At 70.2% G+C, this 21,873-nt stretch carries 20 protein-coding genes, 1 tRNA gene and 2 pseudogenes; 4 read left to right on the plus strand and 19 right to left on the minus strand.

Translation table 11 applies throughout. From position 1 onward, the window contains the following. Nucleotides 1-83 precede the first annotated feature (83 nt). Nucleotides 84-1,580, minus strand: coding sequence for an ATP-binding protein (locus AQJ91_RS33800; protein ID WP_067029235.1), 1,497 nt, complete (start codon nt 1,578-1,580; stop codon nt 84-86). 535 nt (nt 1,581-2,115) lie between these two features. Here AQJ91_RS33800 and AQJ91_RS33805 point away from each other — a divergent pair. Next, nucleotides 2,116-2,192 (plus strand) — tRNA-Thr (locus tag AQJ91_RS33805). Between the two features lie 572 nt (nt 2,193-2,764). Here AQJ91_RS33805 and AQJ91_RS33810 read toward each other — a convergent pair. Together AQJ91_RS33810 and AQJ91_RS33815 are read right to left on the minus strand one after the other, a co-directional pair. Continuing rightward, nucleotides 2,765-3,616, minus strand: coding sequence for a hypothetical protein (locus tag AQJ91_RS33810; protein WP_234383205.1), 852 nt, complete (start codon nt 3,614-3,616; stop codon nt 2,765-2,767). Nucleotides 3,617-3,637: 21 nt separating this feature from the next. Next, a complete protein-coding gene (locus tag AQJ91_RS33815) occupies nt 3,638-3,988 on the minus strand; it encodes a hypothetical protein (protein WP_067029239.1) in 351 nt (116 codons plus the stop codon). Between the two features lie 995 nt (nt 3,989-4,983). On the opposite strand from AQJ91_RS33815, the gene AQJ91_RS33820 reads away from it, so the two are divergent. Together AQJ91_RS33820 and AQJ91_RS33825 are read left to right on the plus strand one after the other, a co-directional pair. After that, nucleotides 4,984-5,214 (plus strand): FitA-like ribbon-helix-helix domain-containing protein, encoded by a 231-nt coding sequence (locus AQJ91_RS33820; RefSeq protein ID WP_067029241.1) that lies wholly within the window; start codon nt 4,984-4,986, stop codon nt 5,212-5,214. After that, on the plus strand, nt 5,211-5,621 hold the full coding sequence (locus AQJ91_RS33825; protein ID WP_067029243.1) for a type II toxin-antitoxin system VapC family toxin: 411 nt from the start codon (nt 5,211-5,213) through the stop codon (nt 5,619-5,621). The genes AQJ91_RS33820 and AQJ91_RS33825 overlap by 4 nt, the downstream gene beginning before the upstream one ends. Nucleotides 5,622-6,139: 518 nt before the next feature. Here the strand turns inward: AQJ91_RS33825 and AQJ91_RS53920 are convergent. From AQJ91_RS53920 to AQJ91_RS33885, 13 genes and pseudogenes are all read right to left on the minus strand, one after another. Then, the gene (locus tag AQJ91_RS53920) at nt 6,140-6,646 is read right to left on the minus strand and encodes an acyltransferase family protein (protein ID WP_067029245.1); all 507 of its coding nucleotides are present in this window, start codon (nt 6,644-6,646) and stop codon (nt 6,140-6,142) included. Nucleotides 6,647-6,723: 77 nt separating this feature from the next. Next, a pseudogene (locus AQJ91_RS56295) lies at nt 6,724-7,035 on the minus strand (LLM class flavin-dependent oxidoreductase); the annotation flags it as partial. Beyond that, nucleotides 7,032-8,395 (minus strand): annotated as a pseudogene (locus AQJ91_RS33835) (NtaA/DmoA family FMN-dependent monooxygenase). The pseudogenes AQJ91_RS33835 and AQJ91_RS56295, both read right to left, overlap by 4 nt. Before the next feature lie 12 nt (nt 8,396-8,407). Then, nucleotides 8,408-9,310 (minus strand): fumarylacetoacetate (FAA) hydrolase, encoded by a 903-nt coding sequence (locus tag AQJ91_RS33840; protein WP_067029247.1) that lies wholly within the window; start codon nt 9,308-9,310, stop codon nt 8,408-8,410. 27 nt (nt 9,311-9,337) lie between these two features. Continuing rightward, on the minus strand, nt 9,338-10,621 hold the full coding sequence (locus AQJ91_RS33845; RefSeq protein ID WP_067029249.1) for a pyridoxal phosphate-dependent aminotransferase: 1,284 nt from the start codon (nt 10,619-10,621) through the stop codon (nt 9,338-9,340). A gap of 35 nt (nt 10,622-10,656) precedes the next feature. Next, nucleotides 10,657-12,348 carry an AMP-binding protein gene (locus AQJ91_RS33850; RefSeq protein ID WP_067029251.1) on the minus strand — a complete coding sequence of 564 codons (1,692 nt, stop codon included), beginning with the start codon at nt 12,346-12,348 and terminating at the stop codon, nt 10,657-10,659. Continuing rightward, nucleotides 12,345-13,463, minus strand: a complete 1,119-nt coding sequence (locus tag AQJ91_RS33855; RefSeq protein WP_079085404.1) for a Glu/Leu/Phe/Val dehydrogenase dimerization domain-containing protein — start codon at nt 13,461-13,463, stop codon at nt 12,345-12,347. The genes AQJ91_RS33850 and AQJ91_RS33855 overlap by 4 nt, the downstream gene beginning before the upstream one ends. Nucleotides 13,464-13,493: 30 nt before the next feature. Beyond that, entirely contained in the window at nt 13,494-14,057 is a 564-nt protein-coding gene (locus tag AQJ91_RS33860; RefSeq protein WP_067029253.1) for a type 1 glutamine amidotransferase, read from the minus strand. A gap of 11 nt (nt 14,058-14,068) precedes the next feature. Continuing rightward, nucleotides 14,069-14,872, minus strand: coding sequence for an amino acid kinase family protein (locus AQJ91_RS33865; RefSeq protein ID WP_067029255.1), 804 nt, complete (start codon nt 14,870-14,872; stop codon nt 14,069-14,071). Next, nucleotides 14,869-15,924, minus strand: coding sequence for an N-acetyl-gamma-glutamyl-phosphate reductase (argC, locus tag AQJ91_RS33870; RefSeq protein WP_067029257.1), 1,056 nt, complete (start codon nt 15,922-15,924; stop codon nt 14,869-14,871). Before argC ends, AQJ91_RS33865 begins: the two co-directional genes overlap by 4 nt. Continuing rightward, nucleotides 15,921-16,772, minus strand: a complete 852-nt coding sequence (locus AQJ91_RS33875) for an ATP-grasp domain-containing protein (RefSeq protein WP_067029259.1) — start codon at nt 16,770-16,772, stop codon at nt 15,921-15,923. The genes argC and AQJ91_RS33875 overlap by 4 nt, the downstream gene beginning before the upstream one ends. A gap of 1 nt (nt 16,773) precedes the next feature. Continuing rightward, nucleotides 16,774-16,959: a paraquat-inducible protein A gene (locus tag AQJ91_RS33880; protein ID WP_067029261.1), complete on the minus strand. Its 186-nt coding sequence runs from the start codon at nt 16,957-16,959 to the stop codon at nt 16,774-16,776. 42 nt (nt 16,960-17,001) lie between these two features. Continuing rightward, the gene (locus AQJ91_RS33885; protein WP_079085405.1) at nt 17,002-18,162 is read right to left on the minus strand and encodes a LeuA family protein; all 1,161 of its coding nucleotides are present in this window, start codon (nt 18,160-18,162) and stop codon (nt 17,002-17,004) included. Between the two features lie 208 nt (nt 18,163-18,370). Here AQJ91_RS33885 and AQJ91_RS33890 point away from each other — a divergent pair, with 208 nt between their 5' ends. After that, complete coding sequence (locus AQJ91_RS33890; RefSeq protein ID WP_067029265.1) at nt 18,371-19,123, plus strand: maleate cis-trans isomerase family protein; 753 nt, start codon at nt 18,371-18,373, stop codon at nt 19,121-19,123. A gap of 46 nt (nt 19,124-19,169) precedes the next feature. On the opposite strand, the gene AQJ91_RS33895 is transcribed toward AQJ91_RS33890, so the two are convergent. From AQJ91_RS33895 to AQJ91_RS52620, 3 genes are all read right to left on the minus strand, one after another. Continuing rightward, nucleotides 19,170-19,835, minus strand: coding sequence for a response regulator transcription factor (locus tag AQJ91_RS33895; RefSeq protein WP_067029267.1), 666 nt, complete (start codon nt 19,833-19,835; stop codon nt 19,170-19,172). 26 nt (nt 19,836-19,861) lie between these two features. Beyond that, nucleotides 19,862-21,067 (minus strand): IS701 family transposase, encoded by a 1,206-nt coding sequence (locus AQJ91_RS33900; RefSeq protein WP_079085406.1) that lies wholly within the window; start codon nt 21,065-21,067, stop codon nt 19,862-19,864. A 337-nt stretch (nt 21,068-21,404) separates the two neighbouring features. Further along, a complete protein-coding gene (locus AQJ91_RS52620; protein WP_159054700.1) occupies nt 21,405-21,821 on the minus strand; it encodes an alpha/beta fold hydrolase in 417 nt (138 codons plus the stop codon). Nucleotides 21,822-21,873 lie beyond the last annotated feature (52 nt).

Raw genomic sequence — 21,873 nt, forward strand, 5'->3', positions numbered from 1 at the left:
TACTCCGAGCGGCCTTGCCGGCAGACAACCGGGGTTATGGCGCGGCTGCAGCGTCCTGCGCGGGGTGGCGCGCAGGAGATGGGTCACTCTCCGTGCCAGATCCGGCGCAGATCCACGAGTTCCACGTCGTGGCGCTCCGCTGCGGCCTGGGTCAGGTTGATGTCGAAGCCGGAGCGTCCGAAGAGCAGCAGCTTCGCACTCGCCGTGCGTACCCCGCGCGCGATCAGCAGACCGCGGATGCGGTCGAGCCGGTCGAGGTCGGCGAGGGTCCGGGCGCGGTCGGAGGCTTTTGCTTCGCCGATGGCGCGGATGACCGGGCTGTGGGCCTGTCTGCGCTCGCCCTCGTCCAGTGCCACGACGTCGATTTCGTGCTGCTGTCTGCCGGCGGGGTCGTTCACGACGGTGCTGCCGACTTCGCCGATGGGGCCGCCGAGGGTGCGTGTCGAGGCGTGGCGGGATGTCCATTCGCGGGCGAGCTGTTCGAAGGCGGGACCGAGGATCTGGGCGCTGACAGTGTGCTCGGCGGCGCGCCAGGCGGGTAGTGCCTTGCGTTCTTCGAAGGAGGCGAGCCGGGGTGTGGTGACGAGCTGGTGGAGGCGTACGACGGGGTCGGCGAGCCGTAGGACGGGGCGGCGTTGCAGCAGCAGGTCCTCGTCCTTGATCAGGAATCCGGAGGTGGTGAGGACGTCGAGCGGATGGTGGAGGCTGCGCTGGTCGCGTCCGATGGCCGCCGCGACCTTGGCGGGCGAGGTCGCGCCTGCCGCGACTGCGCCGAGTACGGAGAGGTAGAGGGCGCGGTCCTGGATGCGGGGGTCCTCCCGTAGCAGGTATCCGGCTTCGCCGAAGAGGGCGTGGCTGGGGTTGAAGACGGTCGTGAGCAGCAGGTCTTCCAGCTCGGACGTGCTCTGCGGCGAAGCCCCGCCCGTCAGGTCCCGGTAACCGGGGGTGCCGCCGAAGAAGGCGTACATCCCGAAGGCCGTCTCCAGGTCGCGGATCCCGTAGTACGCGGACGTCGTGCGGTAGTCGAAGGGCCGCAGCAGCAGGTCCAGCTCGGCCCGGCCCCGCAGCGCCTTCGCGCCGGACAGCAGATCGGACATCACGGCCAGTGCCGAGCCGCAGAGGATCACTCGGCCGCGTGGGTCCTCTCCGCCGGTGTCCCGGCTCTCGTCGACCAGCGCTTGGAGGGCGGAGGGGAGCTGCGCCCCGAGTGGGTGGGCCAGCAGGTAGGGGAGTTCGTCCAGCACCACCAGGGCAGGCCGGCCGTCAGCCGACGGCACCGGTCGCAGGGCCGTGCGCAGTGCCTCGTCCCAGTCCTGGAAGCGCAGCTGCCCGGGGCCCAGCCCGCGGCCTGCGGCGACTGCGTCGGCGAAGCGCTGCAACGCGGGGAGCGGTTCCTCTTCTTGTGCCATGTGGTACTGGCCGCCGTACGCCCGGCAGAGGCGGCGTAGCAGGAAGCTCTTCCCGGTACGCCGTCGGCCGTAGAGGATTCCGATCCGCAGGCCGGGGGCGTCCGAGGAGACAAACCGCTCGAGGTCGGCCCACTCCGCCTCGCGATCGAAGAGATCTGGTGGTCGTGTCATCGTCCGATGACATCAGTGAACTTAGTCTAAGTCAAGTTAGTCTCAGTCAAGTTAGACTAAATCGACTGAGTCAATATTCGCCACGCACTCGCGTTTGGTGGGGCTGCCTCGGTATCTCGGCTGGGGAGCCGCGCGGGACCGTGACCTCGCAGATGCGGCGGATCTTGCGGTAGGCGAGTGTTTGGCCGCCCGGGAGCGCCCGTCCTCGGTTTGGCCGCCCGGGAGCGCCCGTCCTCTGTCGGGTGGCTACAAGAGTGATCGCCACGGCCGGATCGCGGATCACGAGGCCGGGCAGAATCCTCGACACTGCCCGGATGTGTCGGTGGGACACTCCACTCGAAGGGGCCGATATGTCTCTCAAGGGTGGCCAAGGGGTGGCCGGACGCCTTTGGATGGCGCGGACGGGGCGGGACGGGTCGGTAGAGTGACGGCACGCAACGGTCGCTGTCCGCAACCGAACCGTAGCTGGTCAGAGGGCCACCGAACCCGTGTGGCGGTCGAAATCGCAGGTCAGGCCGGGTAGTCGCGGCGGCATGCCGCATCACCCCGGCTGGCCCTAATGGCGTACTCGTAATGCGTAGGTCTCGGGTTCGAATCCCGAAGGCGGCTCCATGGTGAACCCCAGGTCAGGCCTTTGACCTGGGGTTTCTTGTTTCGGGTGGCCTTGGAATTCGGGCTAATCGGGCACGTGTGGTCCGTGCATCGCAATGCGTAGGTCTGGAGTTGACGGCCAGTGGCGGTTGCGGATCGCGGGGCTGTGACCTCAGCATTTGTTCATGGCTGTCGATCTCTCCGGCCCGTCCGATTCGAGCTGGTGGCCATTTGGTGGCCAGGCGCGCAGAGGTCGTGCTGATGGCTCCTCGGTCAGCCTTGCGGATTTCGCATGAGAGTGGTGCCATCCAGACAATCGCGCGGCCGGCCGGGTTTTCCTGGGCGTGGGCGACGACGCGCTGCTTCAGTATCGGCCGTCCCATCGTCGAGAACACCCCGTCACGGATCTCGGCGGCGACTGTTGCCGAGATCTGCCGGAGGCGGATGATGGGCCCCTCGCGAGGGGTGGATGACCGAGTTCCGCATCGTCCACGCCCTGGCTCGGTCGGCTTTTCAAGCGTCGGCAGGAGGCACACGGGTACGTACTGCTGGTCCGACCGCTCATACCAACCCGCCGGACAAGGGGCAGCGGGCTACTCGTCCTCGGGCAGGGGCGCTCCCGCCGCCCGCAACTGCTCACGGACGCCCCAGCCGTAAGCATGAGCCAGGTCCTCGCCCGCGTAGTTCAGGACCTGGTCGCCGTCGTAGTCGCCCTCGCAGGCGGCGAGTGCGTCAAGCAGGCCCAAAGCGATCTCTCGGGCGGCACCGGTGAGCCCGAGGCCCAGGCGGCGGGTGATGTCCTGCTTGTACGGCTCGAGGGCTTCTTCCACCAGGCTGCCCGCTGCTTCGTGCACGTCGACGTATCCGAATCCCGGCTGGTGCCCGGTACGCAGGTCCTCGATCTCCAGTTCCCGCAGGGCGTCTTCGACCATGACCGCAGTCTCCTGCCGCAGGCCTTCGGTGCCCGCCCGCCGCGTACGGCCGTGCCGCGCCGAGCCCGGGCCGTCGAGGAGGGCGACCGCCAGCCGCCCCACGTCCGCCCGCAGCCCAGGCCGCTCGGCGAGCAGGGCCTCGAGTACCTGCCCCTTCTCGGCCGCGGTCAACTGACCGTACGCGCCCTGCGGATCGACCGCGTCCGCGTCCCGCGCGGGAGCCGGCGCCCAGCGGAGACCGCAGGCGATGGCGTTGAGAGCAAGTGCCACCGCGTGCGGGCAGAGCGTGGCGGCACTGGCATCCGCGCAGTGGCATTCGCCGGTCAGACGGCGGTCGACCACGCCCACCCAGACGTCGTACGTTCCACTGTCCGTGGTCACCGAGCCGCTTGCACCGCCGTCGGCGGCCACGGTGTCCGAGATCGTGTCCGCGTCCCGCAGTCGCTGGCCGGCGCTAAAGGACTCGCTGGTCGTGGACGTCTTCACGGTTCTCTCGTTCACTACTGCTGCCATGTCCGTTATCCAACAGCCCCGCTACCGCACGGCGCTACCGAGCCCGGTGCCGCAGGGGGGCATGACGGTGCGGGGCGTACGGCCGGCCAGGACAGGAGCCTGGGTGGGGGTCTGAAAGAGGACCTCGGGGTGACCCGTTTCAACTCCGTGCTCACCGATCATCTGTGCGATATGCCGGCCCAGCTCCTCGCCGACGTACTCCGGACTCGTCCGGATATTGCGGCCCCACCACTGTCGGCACTCCCCGAGCACCTCGCGGTCCGGCTCGCCGATCCCGACCGTGTCCAGGCCGCCGAAGGGTGCCTGAGCCGCCCCGAGGCGCAGGTGTTCGAAGCCGCCTGGGCCTGTGCCGCCGAGATAGTGGACCCTCACGTTCCCAAGCGGGAGGCGTCGTCCATAGCCGCGGGAGGAGGGTGAGCCGGTGCTGCTCGCGCGCTTCGAGGACGTCCGCGCACTGCTCGGACCCACGGTGAGCACAGCAGCTGCCGATGTGTCGTTCTTCGTCGGCAAGCTCGCGCTGCGCGGTCTGGTCGGCTGTGGCGGCCACCGCTGTCCGCCGTGTCGACGACGTGCTGCGCGAGGGGGAGACCACCGCCTTCAGCCGGTGGGGGATTCGCTTCCCTGGCCTGTGATATGTCCTTTCTGATCGGAAATGGGTCGGTTCGGGCTGGGCTGCAACCTTCGGGCTGGGAGCCGCCCTCCTTCAGGCGGGGGGGCGGAGTTATGGAATCAGCGGCCTGCCGGCGGAGGCAACCGTCGACGCTTGCGACGAGGAGCAACAACTCATGGGCCTTGCGGGTGGTGCGATCGGGATCCTCGATCTACCCCTTCTGGAACGCCGCCCGGAGGGATCCGAATGGCTGAGCAGCGGAGTCCGGCAGGGAAGGCCGCAATGACCACCGCGTTGTCGCAGGTCGTGGTCCGCGCGCCGGAGTCGCCCGGGAATGCCCAGATCTCGCAGGCCGCGAAGCCGGACAGGAGACGCGGCAGCTCGGTGCGGCGATAGCGGCAGGGGCGCGGACGCCGGACGGACGGCGCCCCGACGGCGGGCAAGTCGAATGGGGCGGGGCGCATCAAGTAGCGTCGCCGAGGGGGCGCCGTTGAGCTGACGCGGGTTCGCGGTCGGTGGAGCCTGGGCCGGTGTGCGCTTCCGCCGCCCTGACCAGATGGTCCCGGGGCGCGCTGTCGAAGAACTTCGAGTGTGCCTTCATCGCCTGGATGGACCTCCTGTGGCCGACCTGCCCACTGGTCTCCTGTGGTTCCCGGGCGCCGACGTGGAGGGAGCGAGGGCGATCTTCGCTGGCCCGCGAGGTGCTACAACTCCCTGATTGCCTGCGCTTTGCATGCGTTGATGCTATACTGCAGTCATGACTGCTCTGACGATTCGGGACGTCCCGGATGACCAGATCCAGACCTTGAAGGTTCGTGCTGCCCAGGCAGGCAAGTCCCTCCAGGCTTACTTCCTCGATCTCATTGCGCGAGAGGCGTCCAAGCCCACCATGGCGGAGATGGTGGCGCGCTTGAACCGGGAGACCACGGCCAGCGTCAGCACGGAGGACGTGCTGGCCGCGATCGACGAGGCCAGGACTGGAAAGTGAGCGAGACGGTCGTCATGGACTGCTCCGCCCTTGTGCACTTCCTCACCAACCACGACCCGCTCGGCCTTGCCGTTCGCACCCGGGTGGGTGCCGCCGATGTCGTCGCCGTACCCACGCTCATCGACTACGGGATCCAGTCCGCACTCCTCGGCATGAGGAGAGGGGGCAAGCTCACGGCGCGGGAAGTGGCCAAGGCTGTCGATGCCTACCGGCAGCTCCAACTCGTCCGACACGAGACGCTCTTCCTCTGGGATCGCGTTCAGGCTCTCCATGGAAACCTGAGCGCCTACGATGCCCAGTACGTCGCCCTGGCCGAGGCTCTCGCCGCAACGCTGATCACCAGTGATGCAAGGATCGAACGGAGCGGTGCCGCGAAATGCGGCATCGAGGTCTTCGGCTCGAACTGACGGCGGCGCGGCCGTGGGGCCGCTGACTCAGGACACACGGGCGAGTCGGTGGAGGCTGGCAAGTCGCTTGTTGGAGGGCACCTACAACTCGACCCCCACACCTCGCTTCGTTGCTCAATGACGCCCTCGGTGGCCAGCCGGTGGCCGGACGCCTTTGGACGGTGCGGCATGAGGCATCACCGGTCAGGACGCTGCACGTGCTCTGATCAGGCAGAACAGCATCAAGCAATATCAGCCGGTACGAGGCGACATGATCACTCATGGTCTCGTAATGCGTAGGTCTCGGGTTCGAATCCCGAAGGCGGCTCCACTCGGGACCAGGTCAGATGCCCTCTGACCTGGTCTTTCGTGTTGATCTCCTGATGGTTGGTCAGCTTGCGGGATCGCCGTCGGGGGAGGGGAGCGCGAGGGGTGCGCATCGGAAATCGCTACTCCAGGCCTGTGACCTGGCATTCTCGGCGGGGGCCAGCACCGGAACGCAAGTGTGAGTAGGAGTGAGCGCGAGGTCTTCGTCCTGGCTATTGGTGCCCTGGACGCTGGGTCCGTTTTCTGTGCAGGTCCCATAAGCGCAGATCGGAGCTGCTGCGGGGCGGCGTGGTCGTGCTGGACTGCTCTGGCGGGCGGCTGGCCGCAGCCGTGGGCAAGGGATCAGGTGCGAACCACGAGGGGCTGCGGCCGCCCGTCATGGTGCCGAACGCGCACACCACCACGGCCCAGGTGAGGAAGTGCACGGGCAGGATGCGCAGCAGCCGCCGGGCCACGAAGCCGCGGTCCGGGGGCCGGTTCGCGGAGATCCAGGTCAGGATGAATCCGCTGAGCACGATGAAGAACGACACCGCGTTGAACCCGGACGGATTGAAGATCCGGTAGTACACGTCCTGGACGCCCGGGTCCTTGAAGACCTTCTCGAAGGACAGGTGTGAGGCGAGGATGCAGAAGGACGGCAGGAGACGGGCGGCCGCGATGTACGTGAGCTGTCTGGTCGTACGGGTCGGCTGCTCCGTTTCCCACGGACTTTCCTGCAAACTTTCCCGCGGGGACTTCTGCTGTGTCTGCTGGGGGACGAGGGGGGGCGGATGAAGAGAGTTGCCAACCACCGGTCCACCTTAGTGGTCGGGACCAGGCCGATGCGCGTGGTCAGCGGGGCGAGGCGGGCCGCGAGCAGCAACACGTCGAGATACCCCCTGACCTGGTCGACGCGGTCGTCGGGCCGGTGGAAGGCGGCGGACTGCGGGCCCAGGGCGTCCTCCAGGGTGACGAAGTCGACGAGGCTCCGCTCGGCCTCGGCCACCAGGTCCGCCCAGTATCCGGCGGTGAACAGCTCGTCCGGCCTGGCGTGCTCGTCACGCCAGGCCGCCGGATGCCAGCCCGCGCCGTCCAGGGCGACGGCGAGGTGCAGAGGGGTGCCGGTCACGCGTCCTCCTTCACGGGTGTGCGGGGGCGCAGACCGAGGTGGTCCCGGAGTGTCGTCCCCGTGTAGTCCTCGCGGAAGACGCCTCTCTCCTGAAGGAGCGGCACCACCCGGTCGACCAGATCGTCGAGGCCGCCGGGCGTCAGATGCGGGACGAGGACGAAACCGTCGGCCCCGTCCGTCTGCACGAAGTGGTCGATGGCGTCGGCGACGGTGCGCGGGCCGCCGACGAAGGTCTGGCCGCCGTGGACCTCGATGACCAGTTCACGGATGCTCAGACCGCGCTCCTCGGCGAGCTCACGCCACTTGCGTGCCGTCTCCGCACGGCCCTTGCGGAACACCGAATGCCCTTTCAGGATCAGGGAGTCGGGTTCCGGATCGACGTCCGGCAGCGGCCCGTCCGGGTCGTACACCGACAGGTCGCGGCCCCACACCGCCTCCAGGTGGGCGATCGCTGTCTGTGGACTCACCTGGGCGCGGGTGATCTCGTCGGCGTACGCCGCGGCCTCCTCGTCGGTGTCGGCGACGACCACGGTGGCGGTGGGGATGACCTTCAGCTCGTCGGGAGAGCGGCCGTGCCGGGCCAGGCGTCCCTTGACGTCCCGGTAGAAGGCGCGGGCCTCGTCCAGCCGGTTGTACTTGCTGAAGATGACGTCGGCGTCGGCCGCGGCGAACTCCCGTCCCGCGTCGGACTCCCCGGCCTGGATGACCACCGGGTGCCCCTGCGGGCCGCGCGGCGTGGTGAACCGGCCCGCGATGTCGAAGTGCCGCCCCTGGTGTGCGAACGCACCGGCGCCGGAGCGGACGAACTCCCCCGTCCGCACGTCCGCACGTCCGCGCGCACCGCGTCGTCCGCCCAGCTGTCCCACAACCGCCGTGCCGTGTGCAGGAATTCGGCGGCGCGGGAGTAGCGGTCGGCCTCCGCGAGGAAGCCGCCCCTGCGGAAGTTCTCACCGGTGAACGCGTCGAAGCTGGTGACCACGTTCCAGGCTGCGCGCCCGCCGCTGAGGTGGTCCAGGGTCGCGAGCCTGCGCGCCACCTCGTACGGCTCGTTGAAGGTGGCGTTGACGGTGGCGGCGAGCCCCAGCCGGGACGTGACGGCGGCCAGCGCGGCGAGCACCGTCAGGTTCTCAGGGCGGCCCACGACGTCGAGGTCGTAGAACTCGCCCTTGTGCTCGCGCAGCCGCAGTCCCTCGGCGAGGAAGAAGAAGTCGAACCTGCCGCGTTCGGCGGTCTGCGCGAGCCGTACGAAGGAGTCGATGGCGATCTGGCTCCGGGACCGCGGGTCCGACCACACGGTCACGTTGTGGATGGCGGGCAGCTGCGCCGCGAGGTGCAGCTGCTTTCGGGCGACGGCGGCCATGGAGCCTGCCTCTCAGGCGAGGGGAGCGGGGGAGACGTACCTGACCGCGTTGTCGAAGGCCACGCCGTGGCTCTTGACGTCGATGGCGATGCGGTCGCCGTCGGCGATGCGGAAACCGTCGTGGAAGCTGGCCTCGTCGGCGCCGAGGAGGACGTAGTTGACCAGGCCGGGCCGGCGCACCGCGGGGAACGAGAACAGGTGCTCCGCCATGTCCCGCATCCGGAAGTACAGGGCGTCGTCGCCGCAGTCGAAGCTGCCTTCCCAGGCGGTCGCGCCATCCCGCTCGATGGTGACCCGGCCGGTCACGGAGGCCGGCGGCTCGCCGAGGAACAGCCAGGGCGCAAGGGCGGTGTCGCACAGCTTGCAGTACGGGTTGTAGCCGGGGTCCTGGCGGTGCAGGCCGATGTCGCACAGGTCGTTGCCGAAGGTGTAGCCCGCGTAGTGCGGGGTGCCGTCGGCGTCGTTGACGTAGACGAGGGCCACCTCGGGCTCCTCGATGAGGGCGACCGGGTTCGCGGGCACGTTCAGCGTCTCGCCGGGCAGCCGCACCCAGTCGCCGAAGCCCTTGAAGAACCACTTGGGCGGTGTGAACTCGCCCTCCGGGGCGGTCTTGCCGCCCCACTTCTTCTTGTGCGTGCCCATGAAGCCGCTGAGGAGGGCGTTTCCGGTGGCCGTCGGCAGCAGCGGGGGCAGTGGCCGTACGTCCGGGTCGCCGGCGGTGACGGTGACGGTCTCGGCGCCTTCGGTGACGGCCGTCCGGACCGCGTCCGCGGAGCCGTCGGTGGCGATGAAGGCCGCCGCGAGCCGTCCGTCGGCCACCCGGTACAGGGTCTGCCGGGCGCCTGGCTCGGGAAGGCCGAAGCCGACGTGACGTTCGCCCTGGTAGAGGGCTTCGAAGAGGATGGGGTCGGACATGGTGAAAATCTCCTGGGCTGGTCGGGATCAGAGGGCTACGGGGGTGCCGGTGAGGTCGGTCAGGACCGTGTCGACGCGGTCCACCGCCTCCCGGATCCAGGGCAGTTCGAGGGGGTTCGGGGCCGCGAGGGCCGCCCAGCGCTGCTCCACGGTGTCGCCGTAGAGGCGGCTGGTGGCGGCCCGGACGCGCAGCGCGTGCCGGGACTCGCCGAAGGCGCTCGCGGGGAGTACGCCGAGGCCGTGGCGCTCGGTCAGGAAGCGGGCCAGGTCGTCGCCGTCGTGGACGCCGTGCGTACGGGCCAGACGGTCCCGTAGCGGCTCGAAGTCCGGGTAGAGGTAGCTGGTGGCCCGGACCGGGGCCAGGGTCGAGCCGGCCGCGGTGAAGCGGTCTGCGACCGCCCGCACCACCGCCTCGTGCAGTCGACGGCTCGCCGCGATGTGCTCGGTGATCTCCGGGGGCTCGCCGAAGGCGTACGCGGCCGCCGTCTGCACGGGGGCCGGCGGGCTCGACCAGATCTGGCTGGCGATTGACACGAGCCGGTCGTACAGCGCCCGCCCGAGGTCGCCGTCGGGCAGCCGGGCGACACCGGTGCGCCAGCCGCCGAGCGCCAGGTTCTTGGTCAGGCCGGTGGTGACCACGGTGCGTTCGGGGGCGTGCAGGGCGGGGGACTCGGCGGGGGCGGAGGTGTCGTACACGAGGTCGCAGTAGATCTCGTCGGACACGATGACCAGGTCCAACTCCCGGGCCATGGCGGCCAGCCGGCGTACCGTGGCGGGCGAGGCGACGGTGCCGGTCGGGTTGTCCGGCACCGTCACCACCACGGACCGCGGGTCCTGCCCGGCGGCGCGTGCCACGGTGACCGCCTCACGCAGCCGCTCCGGCTCCGGGACGCCGCCCTCGCCCGGCAGAGTCGGTACGGAGATGGGGCGGGCCCCGGCGAGCCGGGCCTGCGCGGCATAGCTCACCCAGCTCGGCACGGGCACGACCACGTCGCCGCCGATGGCCAGCAGCACGGCGAACAGCAGCGGCTTGCTGCCCGGACCGGCGACCACGAGCCCGGGGTCGGTGCCGAGCCCACGCCGCCCCCAGTAACCGGCGGCGGCTTCCCGCAGTGCCTCGCTGCCGGGCACGGGGCCGTACGCGTTCTCGCCCACCGCGGCGGCGAGCCGCTCCCGCAGGGCGGGGTGCACGGGCAGGCCGATCTCACCACTGGTCATCGACAGCACTTGCTCCCCGGCGCGACGCCGGCGGGCCATGGCCTCGTCGGCGGCGAGGGTCGCCGACATGGAGACCGGTGCGGGTTCGGGCATGTGAGGCTCCAACGGGGTGGGGGAGAGGGGGCGGGTCAGACCGACGGCGCGGAGAACCGTTGCCGCAGCTCCGCCTTGCGGACCTTGCCGGTCAGCGTCTTGGGGAGCGCGGGCAGCAGCTCAAGGCGGTCGGGCAGGAAGCGGGTGTCCTGGCCCGACTCCCGCAGATGGGCGCGGATGTCGTCGAGGGACGGTTCCTCGCCGTCGGCCGGGACCACCGCCGCGCAGATCGCGGTCCCGCCGGGGTGCGTCGCCGACGGCAGACCCACCACCGCGGCCTCGACCGCCTTCGGATGGCTGCCGATCATGGCCTCCGACTCCGTCATCGGCGCCACCAGGCCGTCGCGGACGATCGCGTCGCGGGCCCGGCCGATGATGCGGATGCCGCCCCGGCCGTCGTCCCGCGCGAGGTCCCCGGTGTCGAACCAGCCGTCCGCGCCCAGCTCCGCCGCGAACGCCTCCTCGCGCCGGTAGTAGCCGAGCGCCAGTGACGCGCCGCGCACCTTCAGCCGGCCCACGAAGTCGCTCTCGCCGTCGATACCCGAAGGGTCGATACGGGTCTCCATGGCGTCGATGGCGCGGCCGTTGCTGTGCGCCGCCCAATCGGCGGGGTCCGTCGGCCGTGTCATGGTCACCGGGCCGTTCTCCGACATGCCCCACAGGGAGTGCGCGCGGGCGCCCAGGGCGTCGTGGACCTCGTGGGCCAGCTCCGCGAGGACCGGCGCGGAGCCGATCACCACGTGCCGCAGCGACGCCGTGTCCCGCTTCTCCGCCCGCTGCGAGGCGGCCACGTCGGCGAGCGTGGCGGGCGGCCCGTACAGCAGCGTGGCGCCGTAGCGCTCCACCAGGTCCAGCAGCGCCTCGTTCCTGCGGATGTCCTGGAAGGCCACCGTGCCGCCGAGCATGACTCCCGCGAGGACGCCCTGCGCGAAGCCCGAGTAGTGGACGAGCGGCGTGGACACCGCGGCGACCCAGTCGTCACCGAGCCCGAAGGCGTCCACATAGCCGCGTACCGCCGAGTGGACGGTGTTCTGGCTGTGCAGCACGCCCTTGGACTCGCCCGTGGTGCCGGAGGTGAACAGGACGACGAACGGCTCGTCGGCCGTGAGCGCCAGGCCGTCAAGCTCGCCGGCCCGCCCCTCCTCGCGGGCCGTGGCCACGAAGCGGTCGTGGAACGACAGCGCGCCCTCGGGGGCCGGCCCGTCAACCACCAGCACATGGTCGAGGGAGGGGAGTTCGTCCTTGAGCTTGGTGACGATCTCCGCGAGCGGGGTGCCCGACCAGTCGGGGAGCGTGACGCACACCCGCGCCTCGGTGAGGCCGAGGCGGTGGCGCAGCTCGTCCTCGGGGCAGATCGGCGAGATCGGACAGATGACCGCGCCGACCCGCAGGGAGGCGAACATCAGCGCCACCATCTCCCACCGGTTGGGGAGCTGGACGGCGACGAAGTCGCCCCGCCGCACGCCGAGGTCCAGCAGCGCCAGCGCGAACCGGTCGGTGAGCCGGGCCAGTTCGGCGTAGTCGAGGGTGTCCGTGCGGGACTCGGCGATCCGGCGGCCCGCGACGGCGAGTTTGTGCGGCCGGGTCCGTGCCTGGCGGTGCAGGTCGTCGAGGAAGGTCTCGTCCCGCCACCAACCCCGGCGCCGGTACTCGGCCGCCCGCTCCTCGCCGGACAGGGCCGCCAGATCGGTGTGCCCTGCCGGGTCGGTGGTGGCCGCCGTGGTCATCGGCGCTCCTTCCCGCGGACGTGGAGCAGTTCGGGCAGTGGGTCGCCCGCACGTCCGGCGGCGATCTCCAGCAGGTCCCTGGTGTTGCGGCGCACACAGTCACCGACCCAGTCGAAGACCCACGCCTTGCGGGCCTCGGCCGCCAGGTCGAAGGGCACGACCCGGGTGACGGCCAGGGCGGCCGAGCCGGCGCCCCCGATGTTGGCGATCACACCCGGGACCAGGGAGGCACCCGAGGCCTGCACCTTCTCGCGTGCCTCGGCGGTGGAGGCGATGTTGGCGCCCTCGACCACCAGTCTGGCCCGCAGCCGGTGCGCGTTGTCCGCGTTCAGCGCGTATTTCTGCGCCGCCAGGACCAGCAGGTCGGCGTCGACGTCCAGCCAGGAGTCCGGCTCGGCGGAGACGGTGACGTGCTGCGGCAGCCGGGAGCGGTCGATGCGCCCGAACTCGTCGGTGACGGCGACCAGATCGGCCACCGGCAGCCGGTCGGCGCTGATGGTGCCGTCCACGTCGGCGACGCCCACGATCACATGCCCGCGGTCCTCCAGGAACCGTGCGACGGCCCGGCCCACCGCGCCGAAGCCCTGCACCACGACCCGGGCCGAGCTCGTACGGCCGCTCGCCTCCAGGGCGGTGACCGCGGCGACGCCGACACCATGACCGGTGCAGTCGATCAGCGGCTCGTAGTAGGTGCGCCAGTCGATCGGCATGTCCGGGGCGCCCAGCCGGTAGCGGGGGTCGTAGCCGGCCTCGGCGAAGAACACGGCCCGGTCGGCCGGGGTGACGCCCATGTCGATGCCGAGGTGGATACCGCCGTGCAGCAGCGGCTTCACGGTACGGCCGAAGGTGCGGAACGTCTCCTCGCGGTCGGTGCCGTCGGAGACGATGCCGCCCTTGGCTCCGCCGATGGGCAGACCGGCCAGCGTGAACTTCTGGGTCATGTCACGGGCGAGGCCGGCCACCTCCTCCTCGGTGACCCCGGGCGTCATCCGCACACCGCCCATGGCCAGACCGTCGTACAGCGAGTCGACGACCACCCAGCCCTTGAGCGCGCCGCCGCTGCCGTTCAGATGGACCGTGAACGCGGGGTCCTGTGGGGTTTCCAGTTCACTCATTGCCAAGTCCTCGCTAGGTAGGTGCGTATGTCACTGGTAGAGCTGGGCGAAGCCGCGCAGGATCTCCAGGCCGTCGCTGCGGAACTCCAGATGTGCCTGGGCGCCGAAGATCCGGCCGTCGTCGGAGCGCAGGAACTCCACGGGCGCGTGCTTGGAGCGGCCGATGGAGCGGAAGCCCTCGGGGGCCTCTTGGAGGTAGAGGGTGTGCCGGTGGAAGACGGTCACCGTCGGCTTGACGTAGGTGAACAGCGGCTCGGACTTGTCGACCTGCGCCTCGTGGCCGCCGACCCGCTGCGGGCCCTCGGCGAGCTTGCCGCCGGCCGCGACCGCGAGGATCTGCATACCGCCGCAGATCCCGAGGACCGGGACGTCGGCGCCCATCACGAGATCCACGAGCGGCTTGTAGTGGTCGCGGTCGTAGGCCCGCACCTTGGTGCCGCTCAGGACGATCGCCTGGTAGCGGCCGTCGAGCCGGGCCGGCACGGACGTCGCGTCGACCGCCTCGGTGTCCGAGCCCAGCTCCTCGAACCGCTTGCGGAGCTGCTTCAGTGACAGCGTTCCGTTGTTGACGACGAGTACACGGGAGTGCGCCACGTGCTTGCTCCTCAGGTGCGTGTGATGACGGTGCCGGTGTGGGCGGCGAGCAGGTCCGTGACGGCCGCGCTGCCGATGACGACGTGCTCCACACCCGCGTCCAGGGCCTCGCCGGCGGCCCGCAGCTTCTTGCGCATGCCGCCGGTGGCGCCCTTGTCGCGGAAGGCGGCCGCGGCCTTCGCGGTGATCCGGCGCACCGGTTCCCCGTCGACCAGCAGATGGGCGACATCGGTGACGAGCACCAGATGGCCGGCACCGGTGGCGCCGGCGATCGCGGCGGCGGCCCGGTCGGCGTCGGTGTTGACCTCCTTGCCCGCCGCGTTCCTGGCCAGCGGGGTGACGAGGTAGGCGTGGCCCGGCTGGAGGTTCTTCAGTGCCGACGGGTCCACCCTGGTGATCGGGCCGACGAGGTTCTCCAGCTCGACGAGCTGCTTGTCCTGCCACCACCAGCGCTCGCCCTCGCCGGCGGCGACCAGTCCGTCGCTGCCGACCAGCCGCTCCGCCGTGATGCCGCGCTGTTCGAGGCGGCCGAGGACGTCCTCGCCCAGCCGGGCGCTGACGGTCTTGATGTCGGCGATGACCTCGGGGGTCGTCCAGCGGCTCTGGTTCCCGTAGCGGTCGCGCAGGATCGCCGACGGCTCGCTGTAGCGGGGGCGGAGCTGCTTCAGCGGCTTGGACCAGCCGTGCACCAGCACCAGCGGCCGCTCCCGGCCGTGCCGGGCGAGGTCGTCCCACCAGCCACCGGCCAGGTCGTCCAGGCAACTGCCGCCCAGCTTCACCACGGTGGGCGTGCTCACGGGTGTCGTCTCGCTCATGCGGGCATCACCGGCTGCATGGTCAGGCCCGTCTCCTCGGGCAGTCCGAAGCGGATGTTGGCGGCCTGTACGGCCTGCCCCGCCGCACCCTTGACCAGGTTGTCGAGGGCGGCGAGCACGACGATCCGGTCGCCGTCCTCGTCGTGCAGGACCGTCACATCGCAGTAGTTGGAGCCCAGGACGGCCTGCGGGTCCGGCACCGGGATCAGCGTCTCGGCGTGCCGGCGCACCCGCACGAAACGGTGCCCCTTGTAGAAGCGCACATACGCCCGCTGCAGCTCCCGCTGGTCGACGGCGTCGTCCGTGAAGACGTACGAGCTGGTCAGTAGCCCGCGCACATGCGAGACGCCGTACGCCGACATGGTCAGCGAGCCGATCGTGCCGGGCTTGCCACGCTCCAGGAAGTCACCGACCTCGGCGGCGTGCCGGTGCCCGGTCGGGGAGTACGGGGCGATCGCGCCGCTGCGGAACGGGTGCAGGTCGGGGGTGCGCAGTTGCAGCCCGCCGCCGCTGGAGCCGCTCTTGCCGTCCACCACCACGGTCTTCAGGTCGAGGCCGAGGCCGAGGGTGAGCGGGGCGAGGCCCAGAGTGATCGCGGTGGCGTAGCAGCCGGGCAGCGAGATGAGCGCGGCGTCCGTCAACTGGTCGCCGACCAGCTCCGGTACGCCGTACACGAAACGGTCGGCGAGATCCGTGCGCCGCTTGACCTTCGGGTACCAGCGGTCGTGCAGCTCCGGGGTGCGGATGCGGAAGGCGCCGCTGAGGTCCACGACGGCCGGCACCCGGTCCGCGAGGAGCGCGGCCAGCTCCGCCGACACCGGTGCCGGGGTGGCCAGGAAGACGACGTCGACCTGGTCGGCGATCTCCTCGGTGACCGGCTGCACCGTCAGACCCAGGTCGAGGCGGAGGTTCGGGTGCAGCTCGGCCGGGCGGCGGCCGATGTTCGAGGAGCCGCCGAGGAAGGTCAGCTCCATGTCGGGATGCTGGGTGATCAGTCGGATGAGATCGCCGCCGGCGAGCCCGGAGGCGCCGACGACTCCTGCGCGGATCATGCGATCAGCTCCTGGACGTAACGGGCGACGGCCGACGGGATGTCCGCCCCGGTCGCCGAGGCCACCGCCCGGAAACCGGGGGCGTGGTTGACCTCGTTGACGACGTAGCCGTCGGGGGTGGCGAAGAGGTCGACTCCGTAGATGCCGGGGCCGAGTTCGCCCACCACACCGTCGATGATCTTCAGCACGTCGGGGTCGTGGGCGACGGCGCGGCTGCTGTTGCCGAGCGCCGCGTTGTTGCGCCAGTCCGTGCCGCCGGAGGCGAACTCGGCGGCGCCGACCAGCTCGTGCCCGACGACCAGGCAGCGCACCGAGGTGCCGCCGCCCAGGTACGGCTCGACCAGGCAGGCCTGCTCGAAGGCGTGCCCGAGGTCCTCGACGTAGTCGTAAACGGACTGGGCGGTGTCGGCGTCCCGGATCAGCGTGACCCGCTTGCCCATGCCGCCGTAGACCGGCTTGAGGACCAGCGGGAGCTCCAGCTCATCGAGGGCCTTGGTGAAGTCCTTGCGGGACAGTGCGAGCCGGTAGTCCGGCACGGGAACGCCCGCAATGCGCAGCACGGTGCGCAGGACCGCCTTGTTCTCACAGGCGTGCACCGCCCTGGCCGAGTTGAGGACCGGCACTCCGGCCGCCTCGGCGAGGGTGGCGATCAGGCCGCCGCGTGTGTAGCTGCGGCTGCGCAGCAGCAGCGCTTCGTAGTCACGCACGGACGGCGCGTCCGGGTGCCCGAGGCACAGGGACTCGTCGTTGACCCACTCAATGGTGAGGCCGAACTCCGGTGCGGCCTTGATCAGCTCACGTTCCTCCCAGCTGATCCGGTCCGCGACGAGAGCGACGTTGCGGGGCATCTCACTGCCCCCAGTCGCGCAGCTGCACCTCGACCATCTGCAGGGTCAGCCTGCCGTCCTGGACGCCTTCGACGCGCAGCGTGAGCATGCATTCGGGGCACGAGAGGGTCTCGCCCCGGTCGATCGGCGGCACCGTCAGGTCGGTCTCGCATTCGGGGCAGATGCCGTTGAGGGTAGCGGTGGGCATGGTCAACTCCTTGTGTGTGCAGGTGAATCGAGGAGGGGAGAGTCAGGCGGCCTGGAAGTCGATGGCGGCCTTGCGGATGGCGTCCCGGTCGAGCAGCGGGGCCCCGCCGAACTCCTGCCGCCGCACGAGCCACGGCGTGAACGCGTCGACGTCGACGAAGACGCCCGAGCCGTCGAGGGCCCACTTGACGAGCGCGGTGGTGAGACGGCTGCGGACCCGCAGCTCGCGGCTGTTGCCGACGAGTTCGGCGGGCAGCGTCTCGTACGCCTCGGGATGGCTCAGCTGACCCGGCAGCTCGTACGCGAACGCGTGCGGGGTGGTCGGCCCCGACTGGAACGCCTCGCCGAGGCCGGCGCCCTTGAGCGCGACCCGTGACAGTTCGGTGAGATGGGCCAGGTCGAAGCGGGTGTCGCCGTGGATGACGCGCAGCGAGGTGAGCAGCTCGGCCAGCGGGGCGTTGCCGCCGCGCTCGCCGATGCCGCCGACGGTCGCCGAGATCCACCGCGCTCCCGCACGCACGGCGGCGAGGGAGTTGGCGACGGCCATGCCGAGCATGTTGTGCGAGTGGATCTCGATCTCGGAGCCGTCGATCGCGGTGAGGTCGGCGATCACCTTCTCCATCTGCCAGGGCGACAGATACGCGACGGTCTCCGCGAGCCGGAACCGGTCGGCACCGGCTTCGAAGCCCGCGGTGACATAGGGGACGAGCCGCTCCTTGGGGGTGCGGGCGCCGTCCTCGCCGCTGAACGTGACGTGGAAGCCCCGCTCCTTGGCCTGGGTGATCGCCGAACGGGCCAGCGTCTGGAGGAACTTGGGGCTGGGCGAGCCCAGCTTCAGCTTGGCGTGCTGCTCCGAGGTGGGGATGGAGTACATGATGTGCCGCACGCCCAGCCGCTCGGCCTCGTCGAGGGCCTTCGCGACCTGCTGGCGGTCGCGCACGACGACGAGCGTCATGCTGCGCTCGGGGCCGATGGCCTCGTGCGTGACGAGCACGAGATCGGCGTCCTTCGAGCCGGGGCCGGACACCATGCCGACCTCGACCAGGTCGACGCCGGTCCGCACCAGCAGCCGGGCGATGGTGGCGGCGTCCTTCGGGCCGAACTCGACGCCGGCCATGTGCGCGGAATCCCGCAGGGTCGCATCGGAAATATGGGGCGGTGCCGACAGCGCCGGTATTTCATCGGGGATTTGCTCTGTGGTCATTGCCTTCCACTCCTCATGGGTTTCGGCAGGCCGTGGTCCATACGCTCTCCCGAACTCCCGGACGGGACAAGGGGATTCAGGTCAGGGTTGTGTGGGGGAGTGTCAAGAAGTGTCAGGCAGGAAAGGAAGTGCAAGGCCGATGTCCGGCCGGAGTCATTTCACGCGAGGAGGACTGCCGTTGCCGTGATGCACGTCCTACCGTGCCGGTATGGACCTTTTCTCATTGCCCAGGCTCGGAGTCGTCGTCCCACCGGAAAACCCCACGGCGGAACCGGAGTTCAATCATTTGGTGGGCGCCGCGATGAATGTGTACACTGCGCGTTTCCCGGTGACTCCCGGAGTGGCGCTGAGGGAGATGCTGGAGACGTACAACCGCGTACTGCCCGACACCCTCGGCGACTTCGGCGGCATGCGCCTCGACGCGTCCGTAGTGGCCTGCAGTGCCTCGCACTACCTGCTGAACCCGGACGGCGACCGCGCGCTGTGCGAGGAACTGTCGGAGCGCGTCGGCCATCCCGTAGGGTCCTCGACGCAGGCGATTCTCGCGGTGTGCGAGGTGCTCGGCGTGACTCGGCTGACGCTGGTCTCGCCCTACCAGCCGTGGCTCACCGACACCTCCCGCGCCTTCTGGGAGCGGGCCGGGCTCAAGGTGGACGACGTCGTCCTCGTCCCGGCGGCGCGGAACCCGGACGGCAGCGAGAACTTCGACCCGTACCAGGTGACCACGGGGGAGATAATGCGCCGCATACGGGAGCGCCGGCTCGCCGAGGCCAGCGCACTGCTGTTCACCGGCACGGGCATGGGCACCCTCGCCGCGCTCACGGAACTCGCCGGCGAGGATTCCGACCGTCCGCTGTTCTCCTCGAACCTGGCGTCCGCCTGGTGGGCCCGGCGCGCGGTGGGCGACGACACCGGTGCCGTCCATCCGCTGCTGCGACGCCTGGACGAGCAGGCGGCGTGACACAACAGAGGCCCCGGACGACGTGACGTCCGGGGCCTCTGCCGTGTCAGCCGACGTGACCCATGCGATAGCCGACGCCGCGGACTGTGATGATCCATCCGCCGGCTCCGAGTTTCCCCCGCAGACTGCTCACGTGTGTGTCGATGGTGCGGCTGGTACGCGACCAGTTGCTGCCCCAGACCCTCGCCATCAACTCCTTCCGGGACACCACGGTTTCCGGATTCGCGGCCAGCAGGTAAAGCAGCTCGAATTCCTTCGACGTCACGTCGACGAGCCGGTCCCGCACGCGCACTTCCCGGGTGCGGGGATCAATGTGGAGCGGGTGCAGGGAAATGGTCTCGGAAACGCCTGCACGAGTTCGGGTACGGCGCAGCACCGCCTCGATACGGGCGCCGATTTCCCGGAAGCTCCAGCTTTTCGCGACACAGTCGTCCGCGCCCGCCTTGAGGGCCAGGACCCTTTCCAGTTCCTCGTCGAGACGGGTGAAGGCGATCATGGGGATATCGCTCTCGGCCCGTAAGGACTGGCACACTTCCAGTCCGTCGATGTCGGGCAGTTCCAGGGAGAGCAGGACGAGATCGGCGTCGCGGTACAGGCGCATTGCCCGTGCGCCCGTGTCGACGCTGAGGGCGGTGTGTCCTTGCCGGCGCAGATCGCGCACCATGGATTCGGCGGTGGAGGCATCCTGCTCCACCACGAGTACGTTGCTCACGTGGGGGCCTTCCTCTTCGCGCCGCGTCAGCTCGCGGCTTCGGCCGGTGCGGCGGGCGCCGGGGCCAAGGGGGTGAGGGCCGACCGGTCGGGGAGATGCCGGAAGGCGTACGCGGCCGAGGCCATGGTCATGTGGTGGTGCCAGCCAGGGAAGGAGCGGCCTTCGAAGTCGAGCACGCCGAAGCGTTCCTGCAATGCGGCGACGGCGGTCCGCACGGCGGCGCGGCTGCGCACCGGCGCCATGACGGCCTCCACGGACCGGTCCGTGAGGCTGCTGATCCAGTACCGGGCGGACCGGCGTCCGTCTGTGGCGGGGTGCTGGAGGATGCGGTATCCGACCGAGCCGTCGTCCCGGCCGGTGCTGCGCCGGGGCAGCCGTACCGTGCTGGCGTAGGTGTGGATCGGGATCGCCACGGTCGCGCCGTCCGCGGCCTGACGCATGATCGCCTGCTGCTGACGGGCGTACCGGCCCTCCATCAGCTCGCTGACGGTGATCACAGTGGGGAAGCGGTCCCCGGAGAACACGACCTGGCCCGGGTCGACCTCGCAGACGATGTCGAGCCGCTGCCGGGCGAGCCCCGCCAGTACGCCGGTCGCGTCGTCGCACCGCGTCAGATCGAGCACCCAGGGCACGTCGGGCAGCCGCGGTTGGGCGACGACCCCGGCGGCGAGGTCGAGGACATGACCGCCGACGGGGCGCGCGGTCTCGGCCTCCGGGACACGTGCCCGGAGTCTGCGCTGCTGGTCCCGGCCCCAGGCCTCGTCCAGCACCAGACTCCAGTCCACGGGGAAGCAGTGGGTGCCCGCGGCCAGGAAGAGCCCGATCGCCCGCTGGCAGTTGACGGCGAGTCCGGTCACGGGATCCAGGCGGCGGTGCACGCCCACCGAGTGCTCGCCGCGCTTGGGGATGGTGAGTTCGGCGACGGTCCAGGCGTACGGCGTGGTGCTCGCGGCGACCCGCAGGGCGAGCCGGCGGCGGACCGGCTCCCAGTCCCAGGGGCTCGCGTTGATGAACTGGTGCAGGCCCTGCGCCGCGGCCGCGGGCAGTGCGTCGGCCTGTGCCATCCGCCGCGGGGTCTTGCGGCCGGTGGTGTGCAGCAGGCCCCGCAGATACGTCCGGGCCCACCGGCGTTGTTCCGCCCGGTGCAGCGGTCTGAAGATGTCCTCAAGGAACGTCTGTGCTCCGCGTGTCCTCTGACTCGTGTCAGCCGCTCGTATCTCTCCTGACGACATCTGACGTCACGCCCCCTTGTCGTAGATTGCCCACGCCCACACAGGTGTACGGAATCCTCGCGGCCATAAAAATACCGTCTCGAAGGAAAAATTTATGAGCTGATCGGCTACTTCGCGACTTCGCCCGCTGACCAGGGAGAAGAGCGGCCCGGGAGATGTGACGGAAGGCACACGCGAGGCAACCCGCCTGCACAGGCGGGTTCTTGGAGCGCAGCAAGAGGGCCCGGGTACGAGCGTCAACAGTTCGTGAACAACGGGACGGTGGCCGCCGAAGGCCGGGGGATGTACCTTCGGCGGCCGTTCAGGGGCCCGTCGACGGGTGGCGTCGAGGGGCGGGTCAGCGGCTCACGTCGGCCGTCAGGGAGTCCAGCCAGTCGCCCGACAGGCCCTGCACGATGGCGGGTCGGTCGAGATGGACGTTGTGGCCGGCGCCGTCCACCGCGGCGTAAGTCATGCGCGGGTAGTGCTCCAGCAGTTCCCACTGGTCCCGCCGGCCCACCAGATGGTCCTGCCGCCCCGTCACCAGCAGATGCGGCCCGGCGTGCGTGCCGAACCGTGCCTCCGGGGTCTGGGTCAGCATGTACGCCTTCAGCAGCGCGGCCGCGTCCTCGCGGTGATGCGCGCGGATCCCGGGCAGCACATGGTCGCGGAACGCGGTCCAGCCGGCCTCGTCCTGGTGCACCGCGATCGATGCGAACACCTCGCGGTCCGCCGGGTCGAGGGACGCCAGCAGCGCCTCGTCACGCGTGAGCACCTCACGCTCCGGCAGCACCCGCTCACCGCTCGGCCTGACCGGCGGCGCGAGG

It is taken from the genome of Streptomyces dysideae (genome assembly GCF_001514305.1).
GTDB classification, from domain to species: Bacteria; Actinomycetota; Actinomycetes; order Streptomycetales; family Streptomycetaceae; genus Streptomyces; species Streptomyces dysideae.